The sequence below is a fragment of the Bradyrhizobium sp. Leo114 genome (assembly GCF_055229415.2).
Window position 1 is genome coordinate 107,372 of the sequence record NZ_JBUYEN020000024.1, and the last position, 22,073, is coordinate 129,444.

Annotated in this window: 17 protein-coding genes and 1 tRNA gene; 11 read left to right on the forward strand and 7 right to left on the reverse strand. The window is 62.9% G+C overall.

The window, feature by feature from the left end:
• Positions 1–119: 119 nt before the first annotated feature.
• Entirely contained in the window at positions 120–1,394 is a 1,275-nt protein-coding gene (clpX, locus tag ACZIRK_RS27020) for an ATP-dependent Clp protease ATP-binding subunit ClpX (protein ID WP_024506813.1), read from the reverse strand.
• Between the two features lie 179 nt (positions 1,395–1,573).
• On the opposite strand from clpX, the gene ACZIRK_RS27025 reads away from it, so the two are divergent.
• On the forward strand, positions 1,574–1,822 hold the full coding sequence (locus ACZIRK_RS27025) for a hypothetical protein (protein WP_130227025.1): 249 nt from the start codon (positions 1,574–1,576) through the stop codon (positions 1,820–1,822).
• Positions 1,823–1,824: 2 nt separating this feature from the next.
• On the opposite strand, the gene ACZIRK_RS27030 is transcribed toward ACZIRK_RS27025, so the two are convergent.
• The 3 genes from ACZIRK_RS27030 to ACZIRK_RS27040 form a co-directional block, all read right to left on the reverse strand.
• Positions 1,825–2,460, reverse strand: a complete 636-nt coding sequence (locus ACZIRK_RS27030; protein WP_028162822.1) for an ATP-dependent Clp protease proteolytic subunit — start codon at positions 2,458–2,460, stop codon at positions 1,825–1,827.
• 241 nt (positions 2,461–2,701) lie between these two features.
• The gene (gene tig / locus ACZIRK_RS27035; protein WP_130227026.1) at positions 2,702–4,063 is read right to left on the reverse strand and encodes a trigger factor; all 1,362 of its coding nucleotides are present in this window, start codon (positions 4,061–4,063) and stop codon (positions 2,702–2,704) included.
• Positions 4,064–4,219: 156 nt separating this feature from the next.
• A tRNA-Leu gene (locus tag ACZIRK_RS27040) sits at positions 4,220–4,304 on the reverse strand.
• A gap of 149 nt (positions 4,305–4,453) precedes the next feature.
• Here ACZIRK_RS27040 and ACZIRK_RS27045 point away from each other — a divergent pair.
• Together ACZIRK_RS27045 and ACZIRK_RS27050 are read left to right on the forward strand one after the other, a co-directional pair.
• Positions 4,454–5,749, forward strand: coding sequence for a multicopper oxidase family protein (locus ACZIRK_RS27045; protein WP_463328397.1), 1,296 nt, complete (start codon positions 4,454–4,456; stop codon positions 5,747–5,749).
• Positions 5,750–5,767: 18 nt separating this feature from the next.
• Positions 5,768–6,853: an enolase C-terminal domain-like protein gene (locus tag ACZIRK_RS27050; protein WP_130227027.1), complete on the forward strand. Its 1,086-nt coding sequence runs from the start codon at positions 5,768–5,770 to the stop codon at positions 6,851–6,853.
• A 19-nt stretch (positions 6,854–6,872) separates the two neighbouring features.
• Here the strand turns inward: ACZIRK_RS27050 and ACZIRK_RS27055 are convergent, their stop codons facing one another.
• Entirely contained in the window at positions 6,873–8,372 is a 1,500-nt protein-coding gene (locus ACZIRK_RS27055) for an NAD(P)H-hydrate dehydratase (RefSeq protein WP_130227028.1), read from the reverse strand.
• A 355-nt stretch (positions 8,373–8,727) separates the two neighbouring features.
• Between ACZIRK_RS27055 and ACZIRK_RS27060 the strand changes: the two genes are divergently transcribed.
• Together ACZIRK_RS27060 and glnA are read left to right on the forward strand one after the other, a co-directional pair.
• Complete coding sequence (locus ACZIRK_RS27060; protein ID WP_011441447.1) at positions 8,728–9,066, forward strand: P-II family nitrogen regulator; 339 nt, start codon at positions 8,728–8,730, stop codon at positions 9,064–9,066.
• A 146-nt stretch (positions 9,067–9,212) separates the two neighbouring features.
• Positions 9,213–10,622, forward strand: coding sequence for a type I glutamate--ammonia ligase (glnA, locus tag ACZIRK_RS27065; RefSeq protein WP_028162827.1), 1,410 nt, complete (start codon positions 9,213–9,215; stop codon positions 10,620–10,622).
• On the opposite strand, the gene ACZIRK_RS27070 is transcribed toward glnA, so the two are convergent.
• Positions 10,610–10,792: a hypothetical protein gene (locus tag ACZIRK_RS27070; RefSeq protein ID WP_130227029.1), complete on the reverse strand. Its 183-nt coding sequence runs from the start codon at positions 10,790–10,792 to the stop codon at positions 10,610–10,612. The two genes, glnA and ACZIRK_RS27070, sit on opposite strands and share 13 nt — an antisense overlap.
• 244 nt (positions 10,793–11,036) lie before the next feature.
• Here ACZIRK_RS27070 and ACZIRK_RS27075 point away from each other — a divergent pair, with 244 nt between their 5' ends.
• From ACZIRK_RS27075 to ACZIRK_RS27090, 4 genes are all read left to right on the forward strand, one after another.
• Positions 11,037–12,236 carry an ABC transporter substrate-binding protein gene (locus tag ACZIRK_RS27075; RefSeq protein ID WP_130227030.1) on the forward strand — a complete coding sequence of 400 codons (1,200 nt, stop codon included), beginning with the start codon at positions 11,037–11,039 and terminating at the stop codon, positions 12,234–12,236.
• A gap of 8 nt (positions 12,237–12,244) precedes the next feature.
• Positions 12,245–13,978: an FAD-dependent oxidoreductase gene (locus ACZIRK_RS27080; RefSeq protein WP_130227031.1), complete on the forward strand. Its 1,734-nt coding sequence runs from the start codon at positions 12,245–12,247 to the stop codon at positions 13,976–13,978.
• Between the two features lie 10 nt (positions 13,979–13,988).
• Positions 13,989–14,783, forward strand: a complete 795-nt coding sequence (locus tag ACZIRK_RS27085) for an IclR family transcriptional regulator (protein WP_463328398.1) — start codon at positions 13,989–13,991, stop codon at positions 14,781–14,783.
• A gap of 100 nt (positions 14,784–14,883) precedes the next feature.
• Entirely contained in the window at positions 14,884–16,095 is a 1,212-nt protein-coding gene (locus ACZIRK_RS27090) for an ABC transporter substrate-binding protein (protein WP_130227033.1), read from the forward strand.
• Positions 16,096–16,216: 121 nt separating this feature from the next.
• On the opposite strand, the gene ACZIRK_RS27095 is transcribed toward ACZIRK_RS27090, so the two are convergent.
• Positions 16,217–16,927: a TetR/AcrR family transcriptional regulator gene (locus tag ACZIRK_RS27095; protein WP_207231053.1), complete on the reverse strand. Its 711-nt coding sequence runs from the start codon at positions 16,925–16,927 to the stop codon at positions 16,217–16,219.
• Positions 16,928–17,144: 217 nt separating this feature from the next.
• Here ACZIRK_RS27095 and ACZIRK_RS27100 point away from each other — a divergent pair, with 217 nt between their 5' ends.
• Both ACZIRK_RS27100 and ACZIRK_RS27105 read left to right on the forward strand, forming a co-directional pair.
• Complete coding sequence (locus tag ACZIRK_RS27100; protein ID WP_463328399.1) at positions 17,145–18,386, forward strand: efflux RND transporter periplasmic adaptor subunit; 1,242 nt, start codon at positions 17,145–17,147, stop codon at positions 18,384–18,386.
• 57 nt (positions 18,387–18,443) lie between these two features.
• Complete coding sequence (locus ACZIRK_RS27105) at positions 18,444–21,650, forward strand: efflux RND transporter permease subunit (protein WP_463328400.1); 3,207 nt, start codon at positions 18,444–18,446, stop codon at positions 21,648–21,650.
• Positions 21,651–22,073 lie beyond the last annotated feature (423 nt).

A 22,073-nucleotide genomic window follows, 5' to 3' on the forward strand; every position in this document is an offset into this window, starting at 1 on the left:
TACTTAGAAATACCGGAAAATCCGGAATAAACACGCAGCATTAATTACATCGAAATGGCCACCGGGAATCCGGCAGCCATCGGTATTTTCGTTCATTCGGCGGCCGCCCGCGAGCGCGATCAGGCGCTCGCGCTGCTCTCGACCGCGCGGTCGGAACGATCCGCGTAGATGTACAGCGGACGGGCCGTTCCCTCCACCACCTCGCGCGAGATCACAACCTCCTCCACGCCTTCGAGGCCCGGAAGATCGAACATGGTCTCGAGCAGGATGCTCTCCAGGATCGAGCGCAACCCGCGCGCGCCGGTCTTGCGTTCGATCGCCTTGCGGGCGACCGCGCCAAGCGCCTCATCAGCGAAGGTCAGCTCGATATTCTCCATCTCGAACAGCCGCTGATACTGCTTGACCAGGGCGTTCTTCGGATCGGTCAGGATCTTCTTCAGCGAGGTCTCGTCGAGATCCTCCAGCGTCGCGACCACCGGCAAGCGGCCGACGAATTCCGGGATCAGACCGTACTTCAGCAAATCCTCCGGTTCGACGTGGCGGAAAATCTCACCGGTGCGGCGATCTTCCGGCGCGAGCACCTGCGCCGCAAAGCCGATCGAGGTCGAGCGGCCGCGTGCGGAGATGATCTTCTCCAACCCGGAGAAGGCGCCGCCGCAGATGAACAGGATGTTGGTGGTGTCGACCTGCAGGAATTCCTGCTGCGGATGCTTTCGGCCGCCCTGCGGCGGAACGGAAGCCACCGTGCCTTCCATGATCTTGAGCAGCGCCTGCTGGACACCCTCACCCGACACGTCGCGCGTGATCGAGGGATTATCCGACTTGCGGCTGATCTTGTCGATCTCGTCGATGTAGACGATGCCGCGCTGCGCGCGCTCGACATTGTAGTCGGCCGCCTGCAGCAGCTTCAGGATGATGTTCTCAACGTCCTCGCCGACATAGCCGGCTTCCGTGAGCGTCGTCGCGTCCGCCATCGTGAAGGGCACATCGAGGATGCGCGCCAGCGTCTGCGCGAGCAGCGTCTTGCCCGAGCCGGTCGGACCGATCAGCAGGATGTTCGACTTCGCGAGCTCGACGTCGTTGTGCTTGGTCTGGTGATTGAGCCGCTTGTAGTGATTGTGCACGGCAACCGACAGCACCTTCTTCGCATGGCTCTGGCCGATGACGTAATCGTCCAGCACCTTGCAGATTTCTTTCGGAGTCGGGATGCCGTCGCGCGACTTCACCAGCGAGGACTTGTTCTCCTCGCGAATGATGTCCATGCAGAGCTCAACGCACTCGTCGCAGATGAAAACGGTGGGACCCGCGATCAGCTTGCGGACTTCGTGCTGGCTCTTGCCGCAGAACGAGCAATATAGCGTGTTCTTGGAATCGCTCGTGCCGACCTTACTCATTCTTATCTCCGTCCGCCGTTCGAACCCGTCGCTCCATCGACCTATTCCGGGACTGTCCGGGCTTTAGGTGTAGATAGAGCAAAAACCGTACCAAAAAAGACCCTACTTAATACTGACCCGGCGAATCGCGGTTCAGTCGAATCTCCCCCGCAACTACATCCGATACGCCAGAGCCAACCATGCTGTCATCCGACTATCAAGAATTCGCTAACCGGGTGCTTGCCGGGCACCGTGACAATACCGTGATTTATAACGTCCGCACGTGGATAACCTGTCGAAAACGCACGGTCGTTGCGAGATTGCCACGCGACAGAGCGATGCGAAAGCGGAACTTTCTGCCCAACTTGGGGCATACTGCACCGCAATCGCCTGAGTTTGCCGACAGGGATTTCGTCGTCAACGCCAAAATCGCGCAAGCGATCCCGTAAGACTACGCGGCTTTTGCTGCAGCCGGATCGTCAGGACGCTTGTCGATCACCTTGTCGACGAGACCAAACGCTTTCGCGTCATCCGCCGTGAGGAACTTGTCGCGCTCGAGCGCATCCTCGATGGCCTTGTAGGTCTGGCCGGTGTGCTTGACGTAGATTTCGTTCAGCCGCTTCTTGAGATTCAGGATCTCCTGCGCGTGCAGCATGATGTCGGTGGCCTGGCCCTGGAAACCACCGGAGGGCTGGTGCACCATGATGCGCGAGTTCGGCAGCGTGAAGCGCATATCCTTCTCGCCAGCGGCGAGCAACAGCGATCCCATCGAAGCCGCCTGCCCCGTGCACAGCGTCGACACCGGCGGGCGGATGAATTGCATGGTGTCGTAGATCGCAAGACCCGATGTCACCACGCCGCCCGGCGAGTTGATGTACATCGAGATTTCCTTCTTCGGATTCTCGGCCTCGAGGAACAGAAGCTGCGCGACGATCAGCGTCGACATGCCATCCTCGACCGGGCCGGTCACGAAGATGATGCGCTCCTTCAGCAGGCGCGAGAAGATGTCGTAGGCGCGCTCACCGCGGTTGGTCTGTTCGACGACCATCGGCACGAGGTTCATGTAGGTTTCAACGGGATCGCGCATGGGATTACCCCTGGAGTTGGCGGGGCCGAACGTCCGCCGGCTGGCCCGGACGGACGGTCGTCCCGTGATGCAGGACTGCGTTAAGCTGCGCTCAGATATGCGCCATTTTCGCGGCGGCAAGACCGCACAGATGGCTAGGTCCGAACGCGGCAACTCAAACCGATTCGGCTGGTCCCGCCTAGCGACGGAATGCGGTCGCCGGGCCGGTTTCGCCGTTCATCATTAACACGAGGTGCCGGGATTACGCCGCAGTTTTCTCGGCGTCTTCATCCTTGAACAGATCTTCCTTCGAGACCTTCTTCTCGGTCACGTTGGCGAGTTCGAGGATGAAATCGACCACCTTGTCCTCATAGATCGGGGCACGGAGCTGGGCGAGCGCCTGGGCGTTGTTGCGGTAGAAGTCCCAGACCTCCTTCTCGCGGCCCGGCATCTGACGCGCGCGCTCGATGACGGCGCGGCCGACCTCATCGTCGGACACCGTGATCTTGTTCTTCTCACCGATCTCCGACAGCACCAGGCCAAGCCGCACGCGACGGTCGGCAATCTTGCGGTACTCTTCCTTGGCGGCGTCCTCGGTGGTGTTCTCGTCGGCAAAGGTCTTGCCGGCGGAATCCATCTCGGCCTTGATCGAGTTCCACATCAAGTTGAACTCCTCGTCGATCAGCGACGGCGGCGCCTCGAACTTGTGGTTCTCGTCGAGCTGGTCGAGCAGCGCGCGCTTGACGCGCTGACGCGTCCCGGTGGCGAATTCGGCCGTCAGCCGCGCCCGCACGGCTTCCTTCAGCTTGTCGAGCGATTCCAGGCCGAGTGTCTTGGCGAACTCTTCATCGATCACGGTCTCGCCGGGTGCTTCCACAGCGGTCGCGGTGGTCTCGAATTCGGCCGGCTGGCCGGCGAGCTTTTCGCTCGCGTAGTTCTTCGGGAAAGTGACCTGCAGCGTGCGCGTCTCGCCTGCGCCAATGCCGATCAACTGCTCCTCGAAGCCGGGAATGAACTGGCCGGCGCCGAGCACGACCTGGATGCCCTCGCCGGTTCCGCCCTCGAAGGCTTCACCGTTGATGGTGCCCTTGAAGTTGATGGTGACGCGATCGCCGTTCTCCGCCTTCGCGCCCTCGCTCTTGGCCGAATAGGGGCGGCTCTGGTCGGCGATGCGTTTGATCGCCTCGTCGACATCGGCGTCGGTTACGTCGGCGACCGGCTTCTCGACCTGGAAGGTCTTGAAATCGGCGAGCGTGATCGGCGGCACGACCTCGATCGCCACCGTGTAGGTGAGGTCGCTCTTGCCGGCGAGCAGCTCCTCGACCTCTTTCTGCTCCGTCGGCATCGTGATCTTCGGCTCGGTCGCAAGGCGGAAGCCGCGGTCGGTGAAGATCTGCGTGTTGGTGTCGCGAATGGTCTGGTCGATGGTCTCCGCCATCACCGAGCGGCCGTAGATCTTCTTGAGATGGCTGACCGGTACCTTGCCCGGACGGAAACCGTTGATGCGGACCTTGTCCTTCAGGTCGACAAGCTTCGCGTCCGCCTTGGCATCGAGGTCGGTGGCGGGAACGCTGATCTTGAACTCGTGCTTCAGTCCCTCATTCAGGGTCTCGGTGACCTGCATCTTCTTCTTCCGCTTCTGTCGCGCCTCGGTTGGCGCGACTGTGTCAATGGTTCGACGCGTAGCTCAACGCCTGCGCCGGTGATTCGGCGGACCCGTCTCTCGAAATAAAGAGACAGGCCCTCCAGAAAGGGATCATGCAAACGCTGGATGAGCGCTTGGTGCGGGTGGAGGGACTCGAACCCCCACAACTTTCGTCACTGGAACCTAAATCCAGCGCGTCTACCAGTTCCGCCACACCCGCTTGGCGCATCATCTCCGGCCGCGATGCCGCGGGCGGCGGCTTATAGCATGGCCCTGCCCCCACGCAGCAAAAAAATGGCCTTTTTCGGATGTCCACTCGGCTCAATGTCCGCTGGACTCACAGGTGCAAAAATGGTCCGGATCGGGCCGATGGCAAGCCTTTTTCCGATGCTCGATCGACGCACCCTGCTCACGGGATTGGGCGCTGCTGCGCTGGAAGCAGGGCTTCCCGCCGCAACCTTGGCGCAAGCCCGCCGTTCACTTGCCCTTTCCGCGAGAGCCCACAGCCTGGTGCTGCGCCAGGGCGGCATGGCCACGCCGATCTGGTCTTTCCCGGGCGAGGACATCAGGGCGAATCGCGGTGAGACCATCGAGGTGGCGCTCAGCAACGATCTCCCCGCGCCGCTTGCAGTGTACTGCCGGGGAATCGACGGCGCGCCCGCCGGCGAGCCCCTGCTCGCCCGCCCCCCGCTTGCCGCCGGGGCAAAAGAGAGCTTCCAGCTTCCACTGCTCCATGCGGGCACTTTCCTGTGCGACCCCGGCCTCCTGAATGACGGCCAGCCGCGCCCTTTGCGCGCAAAGCCACTGATCGTCCTCGAAACCGAGCGGGTCTCCGCCGACCGCGACGAGGTGCTCATGATCGAGGAATGGCGGCTGCAGCCGGATGGCACCGCCGTTGCGCCGGGGACGGACGCCAAGGATGCGACGCCGGTCTATACCGTTAACGGCCAGACTTCATTCGAGCTCTCAGCACGCGCCAATGAACGCCTGCGGCTCCGCTTCATCAACGCCTCCCAACGCACTGTGCTCGCAGCGAAATTGGAAGGCCACGAGGTCCGCGTCATGGCCATCGACGGCGAGCCAGCCGAGCCGTTCCCGGCGCGCAATGGCGCGCTCGTGCTGGCGCCCGGTGGCCGCGCCGATGCCTTTGTCGATACAGCCGCGACCGCATCGATCCTGCTCCATGACGGCAAAGAGGCGCGCGCCGTCGGACGACTCGTGCTTTCCGGCGATGCTCCGCTGCGCGCCGCTCCGCAGCCATCGGCCCCTCCGCTTCCCTCCAATGGCCTGCCGGCGCACGTTGAGCTCAAGAATGCGCAGCGGTTCGAACTGGTCCTCGGCGCGCCGGCCAACTGGACGCGCCCGGCCAGCTTCAGCCCCTCCGCACCGCCTGCCTTCCGCGCCAAGATCGGCCGCGCGGTGGTGCTGGCGCTCACCAACCGCGCTGCCATCGCCACCGTCTTTCACCTCCACGGTCATCACTTCCGCCTGCTCGACCGGCTCGACGACGGCTGGAAGCCGTTCTGGCTCGACACGCTCGCGATCGAACCGGGCCAGACCCAGCGCATCGCCTTTCAGGCCGAGTACGCCGGCCGCTACCTCATCGAACAGGTCGCGACCGATTGGGCGGCGCCACGGCTCGTGCGATGGTACAGTGTCGAATAAGAACAAGAGGAAACGACCATGGGCCAAACAGTTCCAGCGATTCGCGGCATCAAGGCGCGAGCCGTCGTCGTGCCGCTCAAGCGTGCTGTGAAGAACGCCTTCGGCCTGATCGATTCCGGGCCGCTGGTCCTGATCGATATCGAAACCGATCAGGGCGTTACCGGCCGTTCCTACATCTTCGCCTACACCAGCCTCACACTTAAACCGCTGGTTCATCTGGTCGAGGAGACCGGGCGCGAGCTCGCCGGCCGGCCGGTCGCCCCCTTCGACCTGATGAAGGCGATGGACGCCAAATTCCGCCTGCTGGGCTGGCAGGGTCTGGTCGGCATGGCCGTCTCCGGCCTCGACATGGCCTGTTGGGACGCGCTGGGGCAGATCGCGAACAAGCCAGTCGCCGAGTTGCTCGGCGGATCGGCGCGCCCGCTCCCCGCCTATGACAGCTATGGCGTGGTCGATCCGACAGCCGACGAGCGGGCGCTGCGTCGCTCACTCGACCAGGGCTTTCGCGGCATCAAGATCAAGGGCGGCGACGGCGATGCCGCCAATGACGAGCGCGTGGTCAAGGGCGTACGCGCCGTCATCGGGCCGGACATCGCCTTGATGATCGACTTCAACCAGTCGCTCGATCCGGCGGAGGCCAAACGCCGCATCGCCCGCCTTGCGCCCTACGACCTGCATTGGGTCGAGGAGCCCGTGCCGCAGGAAAATCTCTCCGGCCACGCCAGTGTCCGGATGGACTCGCCGATCCCGATCCAGGCCGGCGAGAATTGGTGGTTCCCCCGCGGCTTTGCCGAGGCGATCTCGGTCGGCGCCAGCGATTTCATCATGCCCGATCTGATGAAGGTCGGCGGCGTCACCGGCTGGCTGCAGGTCGCCGGTCAAGCGGATGCCGCCTCGATCCCGATGTCGAGCCATCTGTTCGCGGAAGCCAGCTCCCACGTGCTCGCGGTGACGCCGACCGCGCATTGGCTCGAATTCCTCGACCTCTCCAGCGCCATCCTGGCAAAACCGGCCGAGGTCATCGACGGCGCAGTCACCGCCCGCGGCCCGGGCTTCGGGCTGGAATGGAACGAGCCGGCGGTGGCGAAATATCAGCTCACGTAGCGTTCCATCCTACGAATCCTCAATACTCAATCCCCAACTCGTCATACAGGCGGCGGAAGACCGCCGGCAGCGTTTCGGGAAGGTCTTCCGCGATCAGGCCCGGCCCGGCTTCGGCCGCGGCTTCACCATGCATCCAGGCGCCGATGCTGGCGGCCTCGAAGGCGGGGGTGCCCTGCGCGAGCAGCCCCGCGATGATGCCGGACAGCACGTCGCCGGCGCCGGCGGTGGCGAGCCATGGCGGCGCGTTGGAGGCGATGGTGGCACGGTCATCGGGCGCGGCCACCACCGTGTCCGGTCCCTTCAACAGCACCACCGCGCCGGAGCGCTCGGCGGCGGTGCGCACGCGCTCGAGCTTGGAGCGACCGGGATACTTGTTGCTGATATCGCTGAACAGCCGCGGGAACTCGCCCTCATGCGGCGTCAGTACCACCTGTGCACCGTGGGACGCCCTGATCGCTTCGAACAGCCGCTCCGGCGCATCGGCAAAACTGGTCAGCGCATCGGCGTCCAGCACCAGGTTACGCTTCGCCGCAAGCGCGGTGTGGACGAAATCTCGCGTACGAGGGCCGACGCCGGCGCCGGGGCCGATCACGCTCGTGTTCAGCCGCCTGTCGTTCAGGAGATCGGCGAACTGGATCGCATTGTCGACCGCGCGGACCATCACCGCCGTCAGCGCCGCGGCGTTCACCGCCAGCGCATCGCTCGGCGAGGCCAGCGTCACCAGGCCCGCTCCTGCCCGCAGCGCGCCGCGCGCGGCAAGCCGCGAGGCGCCGGTCGCGGCGGTGTCGCCGGAGACGGCAAGGACGTGGCCGCGGGAATATTTGTGGCCGTCGATCTTCGGCACCGGAAACGCGTGCTGCCAGGTCGACGGAACGTTCTCGAAGGTTGCGGGGCGGATTTCTGCCAGCACCTTCGGATCGATGCCGATGTCTGCGACGCGGACGCGGCCGCAATGTACCCGGCCCGGCAACAGCAGATGCGCCGGCTTGCGCCGGAAGAAGGTCACGGTCTCGGTGGCGCGGATCGCAATCCCCATCGGAGCACCGGTGGTGCCGTTGATGCCGCTCGGCAGGTCGATGGCAAGCACCGGCACGTCATGGGCGTTGACCGCCCCGATCATGTCATAGGGTTCGCCCTTAACGGGACGGTCGAGCCCGGCGCCGAACAGCGCATCGATGATCAGCGCGGGCTTGCCGATCGCCTGCGGGTTGAACGGCAGCACCGGATATTTCCAGCCGCGTGCAGCCAGCGCCGCGTCGCCCCTCAGGCTGTCGCGCTCGCACAACAGGATGACCGAGACTTCCCGCCCTCGGGCGGCGAGTTCGGCGGCGGCGACAAAGCCATCGCCGCCATTGTTGCCGCGGCCGGCCACCACCAGGATCGGTCCCTCCTCGAGCAGGTCCATGGCCGCTTCGGCGACCGCCTGCCCCGCGCTCATCATCAGCGAAAAGCCAGGTGTGCCCCCAGCAATGGTCAGCCGATCGGCGCGTTCCATTTCAGCCGTGGTCAGGACTTCCATGCTGAATCCTCGATCTATCAGCCTTTTCGGCAGGCATCTCGCCCGGCACGCGTCGATCTTCCGCCGATGAATGCACACCAATTCATCCGTTTGCCTATTTTGAAGGCTTCGGTATCATGGGGCGGTCGGTCCAACCTTGTCTGTCTGCCGTTAAAAGGCTGATAACATTCCGAAATCAGGGACATTTGTAACTTGGCATAGACCCTGCTTTTGAGGAAGCCGCTCAGGACGGCCGCCGTGCACGGCCGTGATGGGCGTTTCCGGCTCCGCAGGGAGTTGACGGATCGAACTGATTGCGCCACGCGCATCGCACCTAGCTACACTCTGTATTCTGGAAATGCCCGGGAGGCCTTCAGTGAAGAAAATCGAAGCCATCATCAAGCCGTTCAAGCTCGACGAGGTGAAAGAAGCGCTTCAGGAAGTCGGACTTCAGGGCATCACGGTAACGGAAGCCAAGGGGTTTGGACGGCAGAAGGGTCACGCCGAACTCTATCGCGGCGCCGAATACATCGTCGACTTCCTGCCCAAGGTGAAGATCGAGATCGTGATCGGCGACGACCTGGTCGAGAAGGCGATCGATGCGATCCGCCGCGCGGCGCAGACGGGCCGCATCGGCGACGGCAAGATTTTCGTTTCCAACATCGAGGAAGCGATCCGCATCCGGACCGGCGAATCCGGGCTGGACGCTATTTGAGCGCGGTGCTATCCGCTTGCGGCCCAATAAGAGAATAAGGCTGCCTTTGGCGGCCTGATTTCGTTTGTATCATCGCGCGAACCCGGCCAAAGCGAGAACAACGTCGCTCACCTGGAAACCGACCCGCAAAGTCAAAAGGGATACTCATGAAGACCGCCAAAGACGTCCTGAAATCGATCAAGGACAACGACGTCAAATACGTCGATCTTCGCTTCACCGATCCGCGCGGCAAGTGGCAGCACGTGACCTTCGACGTCAGCATGATCGACGAGGACATCTTCGCCGAAGGCACGATGTTCGACGGCTCCTCGATCGCCGGCTGGAAGGCGATCAACGAGTCCGACATGTGCCTGATGCCCGATCCCGTCACCGCGACGATCGACCCGTTCTTCGCCGAGACCACGATGGTGATCACCTGCGACGTGCTCGAGCCGACCACCGGCGAGCCCTACAACCGCGATCCGCGCGGCATCGCCAAGAAGGCGGAAGCGATGGTGAAGTCGATGGGCGTCGGCGACGCCGTCTATGTCGGTCCCGAGGCTGAGTTCTTCGTGTTCGACGACGTGCGCTATTCGGCAACGCCCTACAACACCGGCTTCAGGCTCGACTCCTCGGAACTTCCGACCAACTCCGACACCGAATATGAAGGCGGCAATCTCGGCCACCGCATCCGCACCAAGGGCGGCTATTTCCCGGTGCCCCCGCAGGACTCGGTGCAGGACATGCGCTCGGAAATGCTCGGCGCCATGGCCAAGATGGGCGTCAAGGTCGAGAAGCATCACCATGAGGTGGCTTCCGCCCAGCACGAGCTCGGCATGAAGTTCGACACGCTGACGCTGATGGCGGACCATATGCAGATCTACAAGTACTGCATCCACCAGGTCGCGCACATCTACGGCAAGACCGCCACCTTCATGCCGAAGCCGGTCTATGGCGACAACGGCTCGGGCATGCACGTTCATCAGTCGATCTGGAAGGAAGGCAAGCCGGTGTTCGCCGGCAACAAGTACTCCGACCTCTCGGAGACCTGCCTCTCCTACATCGCCGGCATCATCAAGCACGCCAAGGCGATCAACGCCTTCACCAACCCGTCCACCAACTCCTACAAGCGTCTGGTGCCGGGCTATGAGGCTCCCGTGCTGCTCGCCTACTCGGCGCGCAACCGCTCGGCCTCCTGCCGCATCCCCTACACCGCCTCGCCGAAGGCCAAGCGCGTCGAGGTCCGCTTCCCCGATCCGATGGCCAACCCCTATCTCGGCTTCGCCGCGATGCTGATGGCCGGCCTCGACGGCATCAAGAACAAGCTCGATCCGGGCCCGGCGATGGACAAGGACCTCTACGACCTGCCGAAGGAAGAGCTGAAGTCGATCCCGACCGTGTGCGGCAGCCTGCGCGAGGCACTGGAAAACCTCGACAAGGACCGCGCGTTCCTGAAGGCCGGCGGCGTGTTCGACGACGACTTCATCGACGCCTACATCGAACTCAAGATGACCGAAGTCGAGCGCTTCGAGATGACCCCGCATCCGGTCGAGTTCGACATGTACTATTCGCAGTGAGCTTTCACTGCCGCAACGATGCGAAAGGCGCCCCACTCGGGCGCCTTTTTGTTTTGCGCGTGATGCGACCAGACCAGTTTGTAGCTTTCCCGACGACGAATTCCGGGACGAAACTGATGCTGGCTCGAGCGATCTATCAATCCGTTGCGGACATTGAATTCTGAGGTCATCGAAACCTCCGTACGCTCCGCAAATGCTTAGACCTCGAGCGGCTGCTTGCCTCGGCGCTAAAGCACAGCATTGGCGCCCACGACGGGCGAAATCGCCATCCTTACGGATCAAACGCCCAGGGAAGTCGGGTGAACCCGATTTGACGCCCGTCGACGGGATTTCGTTATTGACAAACAAATTTCACTATATCTAACTTGCGGCCAACGCAAAACAGCCGCCAAGCGGCAGCGAGAGGAAACGACAATGAGAGGGCTCTTGGCCTGCGCCATGCTCGTGGCCGTGACATCGGCAGCAAGCGCGCAGGTATCCGACGACGTGGTGCGGATCGGCGTTCTGACGGACCTGTCGAGTTGGGGTCGCGACAACAGCGGCCCGGGTTCGGTCGAAGCCGCCAAAATGGCAGTCGAGGAATTCGGCCTTACCGTGCTCGGTAAGCCGATCGAGATCATCAGCGCCGACCATCAGATGAAGACCGACGTCGGCGTGCAGGTCGTGCGCGGCTGGTTCGATCATGGCAAGGTCGACGCCGTCGTCGACATCCCCAACTCCGGCATCGCCATTGCCGTGCATAACATGGTGCGCGAGCGCAACAAGATCGCGCTGCTCTCAGGTCCTGGCGCGAGCTCGCTGACGGACGAGCTGTGCAGCCCGAACACTGTGCATTTCAGCTACGACACCTACGCACTGTCCAAGGTGACCGCGTCAGCCATGATCAACGAAGGCGGAAAATCCTGGTTCTTCGTCACCGCAGACTACGCCTTCGGGCAGCAGCTCGAGAAGGACGCCACTCGTTTCATCAACGAGCGGGGCGGCAAAGTGGTCGGTAGCGTGCGGCATCCGACCAACACGGCCGACTTCTCTTCCTTCGCGCTCCAGGCGCAGAGTTCGAAAGCCGACGTGGTCGCCTTTGCCAATGCCGGCCAGGACACCGACAATGCCATCAAGCAGTCCGGCGAATTCGGCCTGGTCCAAGGCGGCCAGAAGCTCGTGGGCCTGTTGATGTTCGACACCGACGTGCACGCGATCGGGCTGAAGGCCGCGCAGGGTACCTACATGACCACGGCATCCTACTGGAACATGGATGAGGCGACCCGCGCCTGGTCAAAAAAATTCTTCGCCCGCGCAAACGTCATGCCGACCATGATCCAGACCGGAGTCTACGGCTCCGTGCTGCATTATCTGAAGGCGATAAAGGCCGCCGGCACCGACGACCCGGCGAAGGTGATGGCCAAGATGCGCGAGCTGCCGATCGAGGATGTGTTCGTCCATGGCGGCAAGCTGCGCGAGGATGGCCGTGTCATCCGCACGATGTATCTTGCGAAGGTGAAATCGCCCGAGCAGTCCAAGGAGCCCTGGGATTATCTCGAGATCGTCAAGACCGTGAAGGGCGAAGACGCCTATCGTCCGGTCTCCGAGTCGAAGTGCCCGCTCCTGAAGAAGTGAGGCCGAGCATGATTGGCAACGAGCGCAATGCAGGCGACACCCACGAGTGCGATGTGCTCGTGGTCGGATCAGGTGCAGCGGGCATGTCGGCCGCGATCACCGCGCGCTCGCGTGGTCTCGACGTGCTGATCGTAGAGAAGGAGCCGCGCTTCGGCGGCACCACCGCCCGCTCCGGCGGCTGGCTCTGGATCCCCGGTACGTCGCTCGCGCGCGCCTACGGCATCGAGGAGACGCCGGACCAGGCGCGCACATATCTGCGGCACGAAGCCGGCAACAATTACGACGCCGCGCGCGTCGACGCGTTTCTCAGCGCGGGCCCCGAGGCGGTGGACTTCTTCACGACCAAGACTGCGCTGCGCTTCGACATGCCGCTGGTTTTTCCGGACTATCATGCCGAGGCGCCCGGCGGCGTACAAGGCGGCCGCTCGATGGTGACGCGGCCGTTCGACGGACGCGAGCTCGGCGACCACATCAAGACGCTCGGTTCGCCCCTGCCCGAACTCACTGTGTTCGGCATGATGCTCGGCTCAGGCAAGGAGATCATCCATTTCATGCGGGCGACGAAATCGCTGACGTCAGCGATCTATGTCGCCAAGCGCCTGTCGCGTCATCTCATGGACGTGCTGCGCTACGGCCGCGGTATGACGTTGACCAACGGCAATGCGCTCGCAGGACGACTGAGGAAATCCGCCCTCGACCTCAACATCCCAATGTGGCTGTCCTCGCCGGTTCGCGAGCTGACGATCGAGGATGGCGCTGTGACCGGCGCGATCATTGCGCGTGACGGCCGCAACGTGCGCGTCCGCGCGCGGTGCGGCGTCGTGCTCGCCTGCGGCGGCTTCCCGCATGACGTGGCGCGGCGCAGGAAGATGTTTCCACACGCGCCAACGGGCGCCGAGCATTATTCGCCGGGACCGACTGGCAATACCGGTGACGGCCTGCGGCTTGCGGAAACAGCCGGCGGACGCATTGAGGATCGCCTGCCGAATGCGGCCGCCTGGGTGCCGGTTTCGCTGACGAAGCGCAAGGATGGCTCAAGCGGCGTGATGCCGCATTTCATCGACCGCGCAAAGCCGGGCGTGGTCGCAGTGATGCGTGACGGCAATCGCTTTGCCAATGAAGGCAACTCCTATCACGACTTCGTCCAGGCAATGATGAAGGCCGCGAAGCCGGGCGAGGAGATCGCGGCCTTCCTCATCTGCGACCACAAGACGCTACGGAAGTATGGCCTCGGCTGTGTGCCGCCCTTTCCCATGCCGCTCGGCCATCATCTGCGCACCGGCTATCTCATGCGCGGCGATACACTGGAGGCGCTTGCAGCACGGGCCGGCATCGATGCGAAGGGTCTCGTCGCAACGGTCGCGCAATTCAACGCCACCGCGGCGCAAGGACACGACGCCGCCTTCGGCAAGGGCTCCAAGGCCTATAACCGCTACCAGGGCGACGCGCTGCACGGCCCGAACCCCTGCGTGGCACCGGTAGCCCAGGGCCCCTTCTATGCCATCAAGATGGTGATCGGCGATCTCGGCACCTATGCCGGCATCGTCACCGATGCGAATGCACGCGTGCTCGATGCCGAGGGCCGCGTCATCCCCGGCCTCTATGCCGCCGGCAACGACATGGCGAGCATCATGGGCGGGAATTATCCGGGCGCGGGCATCACGCTTGGGCCTGCGCTGACCTTCGGCTACATTGCCGGGCGTCATCTCGCCGAAAGCGCTGTGGAGCGTAGCGCGGCGTGAACGGGGGCCTATGAAACCAGGAAGCCGCGGCATTCAGTCGATCGAGGTCGGCGGACAATTGCTCCGCGCCCTCGCGAGCAGCGGAGAGCCAATGATGCTGCGCGATCTGGCGCGTGAGGCCGGGATGGCTCCGGCGAAGGCTCATCCCTATCTCGTGAGCTTTTCGCGCATTAGGCTCATCGAGCAGGACGAGACCACGGGACGCTATGAGATTGGAGCGTTGGCGCTGGAGCTTGGGCTCATCAGCCTGCGCCGCCTCTCGGCCGTGCGGATCGCCACATCAAAGATCAGGATGCTCGCCGACACCATCGATCATGCAGTTTCGCTCGCCGTCTGGGGCAGCCATGGTCCGACGGTGGTGCAGATCGAGGAACCCAGTCATCCCGTGCACATCGCGATGCGCGTCGGCTCGGTCATGGCCTTGCTCGAAACCGCCACCGGCCGCGCGTTTGCGGCATTCCTGCCATCAAAGACGATCGATGCCGCCCTCGACAGCGCCCTTGACCGCTTTGGCGTCGGCTACAATCCGAAACGCGTGACGAAGGGCGCCAAGGTTTCCGACATGCTCGCCGCAGTGCGCAAGCACGGGCTCGCGCGCGCGCTCGGCGATCCCCTGCCCGGCGTCAATGCCCTCGCAGCGCCGGTGTTCGATCACGCCGGCCACGTCGCACTCGTCATCACCGCGATGGGACCCGAGGCCACGTTCGATGCAGGCTGGAACAGCGCAATCGCAAATGCCCTATGCGAGTGTGCTGGCGGGATTTCGAAGCGGCTGGGATATGGCATTCAAAAACAGTGGGACTGATGGCGCTTGTGTGGATTGCTCCCGCTTTCCCTTGACGGATGACTTGCAGAACTGCGAGTGACAACGCAAACTGCAGCAAAATAAAAAAGGGAGTGAAAAGATGAAACGGCGCACATTTCTCGCTGGCCTTGGTGCCACGGTCTTCTCGCCGGCGATTGTCCGCGCCGCGGGAGATACGCCGTTAAAGTTCGGTGTCCTGACGGACATGAATGGCCTGTTCGCAGATAATAGCGGTAAGGGATCGGTGGCGGCCGCCCAATTGGCGATCGAGGAGTGTGGCGGCAGCGTCCTGGGCAAACCCATCGAGCTGATTTCGGCCGATCACCAGAACAAGCCCGACCTCGGCGGAAATATTGCGCGCCAATGGTACGATCAGGATGGCGTCGACGTCATCCTCGACGTGCCGGTGTCATCAGTCTGCATTGCGGTCCAGAACTTCGCCAAGGATCGAAACAAGATGTTCATCACATCCGCGGGCGGCTCCGCGGATCTGAGTGGAAAGCTATGTTCTCCTAATTTCATCCAATGGACATACAATACCTACGCACTCGCGAACGTAGCCGGGAAAGCGTTGCTGAAGCGTGGAGCCGACACGTGGTTCTTTGTTGTTGCTGACTACACTTTCGGCCATGCGCTCGAGCGCGATGTTACGGAAGTCGTGACCAAGGGCGGCGGGAAGTCACTGGGGCATGCGCCGCATCCGATCAATACGGCGGATTTCAGTTCGGTCCTTCTGACGGCCAAGTCTTCGGGCGCGAAAGTCATCGCACTCGCGAACGCCGGCGCGGACACTCAGAACGGCATCAAGCAGGCGGAAGAATTCGGCCTCACCAGTGGCGGCCAGCGGATGATCGCCCTCTTGATTGACGTCAATGACATACAAAGCATTGGTCTGAAGAGCGCGCAGGGCCTGCTTGCGACCATCGGCTTCTATTGGAACATGGATGACCGGACGCGCGAATTCGCAAAGCGCTATGCCGCCAAGATGGGAAAACCGCCGAGCATGATGCAGGCAGGCGTGTATTCGTCCGCGTTGAACTACATCAAATCGGTTCAGGCCGCGAACACCAAGGATCCGGCCGCCGTCGTCAAGGATTTGCAGGGCCGCACCTTCAATGATGCTTTCGCGCGAAACGGCAAGCTTCGCGCCGACAACCTGATGGTGCACGACATGTACCTCGCCGAGGTCAAGAAGGCGAGCGAGGTGTCCGACCCGTCCGATGTCTTCAGGATACTCGCGACCGTCGAAGGCAAGGACGCATTTCCGCCGCTCTCGAGCAGCGTTTGCCCGATGGTAACGGCGCAGAAGTAATTCGGGCAGCCGCGCAAGCTGTGCTGCAGAATCGTCAAGGTCTACCGCAATCTTTCGCGGTGGACCTTGTTCGTATGGGTTACCTTCCGCGGCCCGCTGCAATCTGATCGTGGGCGATAGATCAGGCCTCACGCGACCGATCAGCGGCGAGCGCGGCCGAGCTGTGATCGTCACTCTTTGTCATCGGCCACGCACGCATGGCCAGCCGGCCAATTTCAGACAATTTCGTCCGCGTAGCCCCATCGCGCGCTTGCACCGCAAGCCCGCGTGCGACCGCGCTGTAGTAGGCGGCCAGCATTTCGCAATCGACATCTCGGGCTACGTCGCCATCCATCACGCCTTTTCGGATGCGTGCAGCCATCGCGCCTTCAGAAAAAGCGCGATGCTCCGCCATCATGTCGCGAATGTTTTTCATTCCCGGTGCGCAATGCGTGCCCGCAAGCGAGATCATGCAGCCGAGCGGATGATCGCCGCGGGTGAACTCTTCTGCGGTCGCCTCGAACAGGCGAGCGAACGCGGTCCTGGTGTCGATTGAAGGATCGTTGAGAATGGAAAAGAACCATTGGCCGGACCATTCGAGAAAGGAATGCGTGGCTTCGCAATAGAGATCTTCCTTGCTGCCGAACGAGTTGTAGAAGCTCGACGCACTGATCCCCATCGCGGCGATGAGGTCGTTGAACGACGTGCCCTCATAGCCGCGCTCCCAGAACAGCTTCATCGCCTCCTGCAGCGCGGCGTCACGGTCGAATACGGCCGGCCGGCCCCGGCCGCGCTTCTCGTCCTGAGCGTTCTTTGCCTGAATTTTCTTCCCTTGATTTATTTTTGGTGTCATCACTCCAAAAATCCTTGAACAGCGCCTCCCCAAGTTTATATCTCGCGAAGCATATTGGAGTTCCCCCTCCAAATTTCAACCCCGAACACAACTTATCCGCTTCCGAAATAACTGCCTGGCGAGACCTCCTCCCGAAACCTGGACTGGCCGGTGTGATTCGGCAGGCCGGCAGAGCTTCGGCCGAACTGCCGGCATGGCAAGGACTGATGGTAGCCTCATGGATCAGATCAGCGATCATTCGAACATTGAACGAGAACCGCTGAAGCCGCCGGCTCCGCGCCAGCGGACATGGAGAACGGCCGCAATCGCTGCAATAGCGGTGCTTGCCGCGCTCCTTGTCTACCTGGGCTTTGCGCCTCGCAACGCAGACCAGGCGGCCGCGTCAGCGCCTCCCCTGCCGGTGACGGTGAGCCAGCCCTTGCAGCGTGAGGTCGATACCAGGGTCGGTTTCCTCGGACAGTTCTCCGCTATCGACCGCGTTGAATTGCGAGCCCAGGTGGGTGGCACCCTGACCGAGATTCATTTCAAGGATGGCCAGATCGTCCACAAGGGCGACCTGCTGTTCGTGATCGACCCGCGGCCCTACGAGATCAGGTTGGCGCAGGCGCAAGCCGCGCTTGAGACCGCAATGGCCCGCGTGGCGCTTGCCAGCAACCAGCTTTCGCGCGCGCAATCGCTCAAGCGCAACGAGTTCGCAACGCAGGAGACGGTCGACCAGCGCACCAACGAGCAGGATGCGTCGCGGGCCGCGGTCGACGACGCCAAGGCGCGGGTGCGGGATGCGCAACTCGACCTTGAATACTGCCGCGTACGGGCGCCGTTCACCGGGCGCATCGGCGCGCGCCAGGTTTCGATCGGAAGCCTGGTCGCGGGCAGCCGTGCCGCAACCAGTCCGACCACGCTGCTCACGACGTTGGTCTCGCTCGATCCTCTTTATCTCGATTTCGACATGAGCGAATCGGATTTCCTGACGTTCTCGCGCGAGCGCGCCCGCGTTGGCGGTCCGCTCGCCAACAAGGTCGCGATCAGCCTCAGCGACGAGAACAGTTTCATCCGCGAGGGCACGCTGGACTTCATCGACAATGCGCTCGATCGCTCCAGCGGCACGATTCATGCCCGCGCCACGGTGCCGAACCCGGATATGTTCCTGGCGCCAGGCCAATTCGCACGGCTGCGAGTTGCGATCGCGCCGCCGAGCCAAGTTTATCTCCTGCCGGACGCCGCTGTCATGCTCGACCAGTCGCAGCGGCTGGTCATGACCGTCGGTCCTGATGCGACCGTGAAACCAAAGATCGTAACCACCGGCGATCTTCGCGGCGGATTGCGCGTGATCCGGTCGGGCCTCGAGGCTAGCGACCGCGTCGTCATCGACGGCCTGGTACGCGCCATTCCCGGCACCAAGGTGGCGCCGCAGGACGGCGTCATCCACTACGACGCTGCCGCCGACGGCCAAGGCTGACGGCCAAGGTTAACGGCAAAGGCTAAAAACCAGGACCGAGAAGACAGGAGCTTCCCCGTGACCCACAGCTTCATCGACCGGCCGATTTTTGCGACTGTCCTCTCCGTCTTCCTGACGCTGATCGGCCTCGGCGCGCTCGCCATCCTGCCGATCGCGCAATATCCGGAGATCGTGCCGCCGACGGTCCAGATCACCACCACTTATCCCGGCGCATCTGCCGAGACGGTATCGCGCACAGTGGCGACGCCGCTCGAGCAGCAGATCAACGGTGTCGAGAACATGATCTACATGAGCAGTCAGTCCACTGGCGACGGCAAGCTCACCGTCACCGTGACGTTTCGCATCGGGACCGACCTCAACGTCGCGCAGATGCTCACGCAGAACCGCGTCCAGGATGCGCTTCCCCGGCTGCCGGAGGACGTCCAGCGGCTCGGCGTTCAGGTGCGCAAGTCGACGCCAAACATCCTGCTCGCGGTGCATCTTTATTCGCCCGACTCGTCGCGGGACCTGCTCTACACATCGAACTACGCGACCTTGCACGTAAAGGACGTGCTGGCGCGGCTGCCGGGCGTCGGCGACGTGCAGATGCAAGGTGGACGCGAATACGCCATGCGCATCTGGCTCGATCCCGACAAGGTCGCCGCGCACGACATGAACGCGAGCGAGGTGCTCGCCGCGCTGCGCGCCCAGAATGTCCAGGTTTCGGCGGGCGTGCTGAACCAGCCGCCGGTCGCCTCCAAGCAGGCCTATCAGATCAACGTGCAGACGCTTGGGCGCCTGTCGACACCAGAACAGTTCGCCGCCATCGTCCTGAAGTCGGATAACGAGGGCCGCGTGACGCGGCTGCGCGATGTGGGCCGCGTCGAGATCGGCGCTTCCGATTATGGATCGTCCGCCTACATGGATCGCGAGCCGGGCCTGCCGCTCCTGATCTTCGCCCAGCCGGGCGCCAATTCCCTCGCCGTCGAGCACGAAGTGCTCGATGCGATGGAAAAGCTGGGCAAGGACTTCCCGCCCGGCCTGCAGTACAAGATCATTTACGACCCCACCATTTTCGTCGGCAAATCGGTCGACGAGGTGATCAAGACCATCTTCATCGCGATCCTCCTGGTGGTTGGCGTCGTGTTCCTGTTCCTGCAGAGCTGGCGCGCTGCGATCATTCCGGTGATCGCAATCCCGGTGTCGCTGGTCGGCACTTTCACCTTCCTCTACGCGCTCGGAATATCGCTGAACAACCTGTCGCTGTTCGGCCTCGTGCTCGCGGTCGGCATTGTCGTCGATGACGCCATTGTCGTGGTGGAGAATGTCGAACGCAATCTCGAACGCGGCATGACGCCCGCCCAAGCCGCCCATGTCACAATGGACGAGGTCGGCGGAGCGCTGATCTCGATTGCGCTGACGCTATGCGCGGTGTTCGTGCCCTCCGCCTTCCTGTCGGGTATTACCGGGCAGTTCTTTCGCCAGTTCGCGGTCACGATCGCCGTCTCCACCCTGATCTCGTGCTTTGTCTCGCTGACCCTGAGCCCTGCCCTGTGCGCGGTGTTGTTCAAGGCTCACGAGCACGGCCAGAAGCCGCGCGGCCCATGGATCGCCCGGCTGGTGCAAGCTGGATTTGCGCGGTTCAATCTCGGCTTCGAGTGGCTGTCGACGAGCTACGGACGGCTGACGCGGCGGCTGGTGCAGATCACCGGCGTCGTGCTTGTGGTCTACGCCGGGCTGATCGGCGTGGCCGGCTTTCAATTCGCCCGCGCTCCTACCGGCTTTATTCCGGAGCAAGATCAGGGCTATCTCATCACCGTCGTGCAACTGCCGCCCGGCGCTTCGCTCGAGCGCACGGAGGCGGTGGTCAAGAAGGCGATCGAGATCATCATGACCACGCCCGGTGTCGAGCATGTCGCGCCGTTCGCAGGACTGGATGCAACCACCTTCACCATCGCCTCCAATGCCGGCACGATCTTTTCCGGCCTGCCATCGCTCTATAACCATGATGTGCCTGGCCTGACCGCACCGAGCGTGCTCGCCGATCTGCGCAAGCGCCTCTCGGTGATCCAGGAAGCCTATGTGCTGACGATCCCGCCGCCGCCGGTGCAGGGCATCGGCAATGCTGGCGGCTTCAAGATGATGCTGCAGGATCGCGCCGGTCTCGGCTCGGAGGCGCTGTCGAAAGCGGCACAGGCACTGGTCGCAGCCGCCAACAAGGATCCGAGCTTCTCGGGCGTCTTTACTCTGTTCGGTACGCGCTCGCCTTCGGTTTATGCCGATATCGATCGGGAGAAAGCCGAGAAGGTCGGGCTGACGCCCACCGACGTCTTCAACACCCTGCAAGTCTATCTCGGCTCGCAATATGTCAACGACTTCAACTATCTCGGCCGAACCTACCAAGTCATCGCGCAGGCCGACGGCTCGTTCCGCCAGGATCCGCACGACATCGCGCGGCTGAAGGCGCGCAACGCCTCCGGCGAGATGGTGCCGGTCGGCACGGTGGCGCGGTTGAAATCCGAGAACGCACCCTATCGCGTGCCTCGTTACGATCTATTCCCCGCTGCTGAAGTGATGGGCGTCGCGGCGCCAGGCGTCGCGACCGGCACCGCGTTGCACCGCATGGAGGAGCTGGCGCACGAGGTGCTGCCGCCAGGCATCGGCTTTGAATGGACCGAGCTTGCTTTCCAGCAGCAACAGCCGGGGACCTCGTCCTTGCTGGTGTTCGGCGCAGCCGCCTTGTTCGTCTTCCTGGTGCTCGCTGCGCAATATGAGAGCTGGAACCTGCCGCTCGCGGTGGTGATGATCGTTCCAATGTGCCTGCTCGCCTCCGTGACAGGACTTTTGATGCGCGGCATGGCGATCGACGTGCTGGCGCAGATCGGCTTCGTCGTGTTGGTCGGACTCGCTGCAAAGAACGCGATCCTGATCGTGGAATTCGCACGGCAAACCGAGGAAGCCGGCGCCACGCCCGGCGAGGCCGCCGTTAGCGCGGCGCGCACGCGGCTGCGGCCGATCTTGATGACGTCGCTGGCGTTCATCTTCGGTGTTGCACCTCTCGTGGTCGCAACCGGGGCGGGTTCGGAAATGCGTCAATCGCTCGGCACGGCGGTCTTCGCGGGAATGCTGGGAGTGACCGCCTTCGGCCTCTTGTTTACGCCAGCCTTTTATACAGTCGTCCGGAAGCTCGGGCGCAAAAAGGCGCTCGCTGCAGCGGAAACAGTTCGGCAAGTCGACGCTGATCGCAACGACCGGGCAAAGGACCTGCCGGCAGCTCGAGCTTAGCTGCTGCAATGCGTCACAACCCGACGGGGCAAATCACCAAAAGTCTGTCCAGTCTTGCTGCGAAAAATATTCCGCTTTCGCCGTCGGGCAAATCAGTGATTTAACTCCGCGTGTCTCACGGCGGATGAGGGGCGGCTCGCGATCGTCACGAACGTTGCGGTGAGATGCGGTGGACGCGGGTGTTGCGACTGACGAACGTGACATCAGCGGACGGCGAAGTCGTGTGGTCCTGGCGCCCCGACGCTGGCGCTAAGCTCGCGAGCAGCAAGAGCTGCCGCGGGCGACGGTGGCAAGAAAGCCCGGTCACCGGCTATCCGATTCACACATTTTTGAGCCTCAAAGTGGTGCCGTATTTGATGCGACGGAAGGCTTCGAGGCCCAGGCGCATCACCTTTGGACCAGGCTTTCCATAGTAGGCGGTCC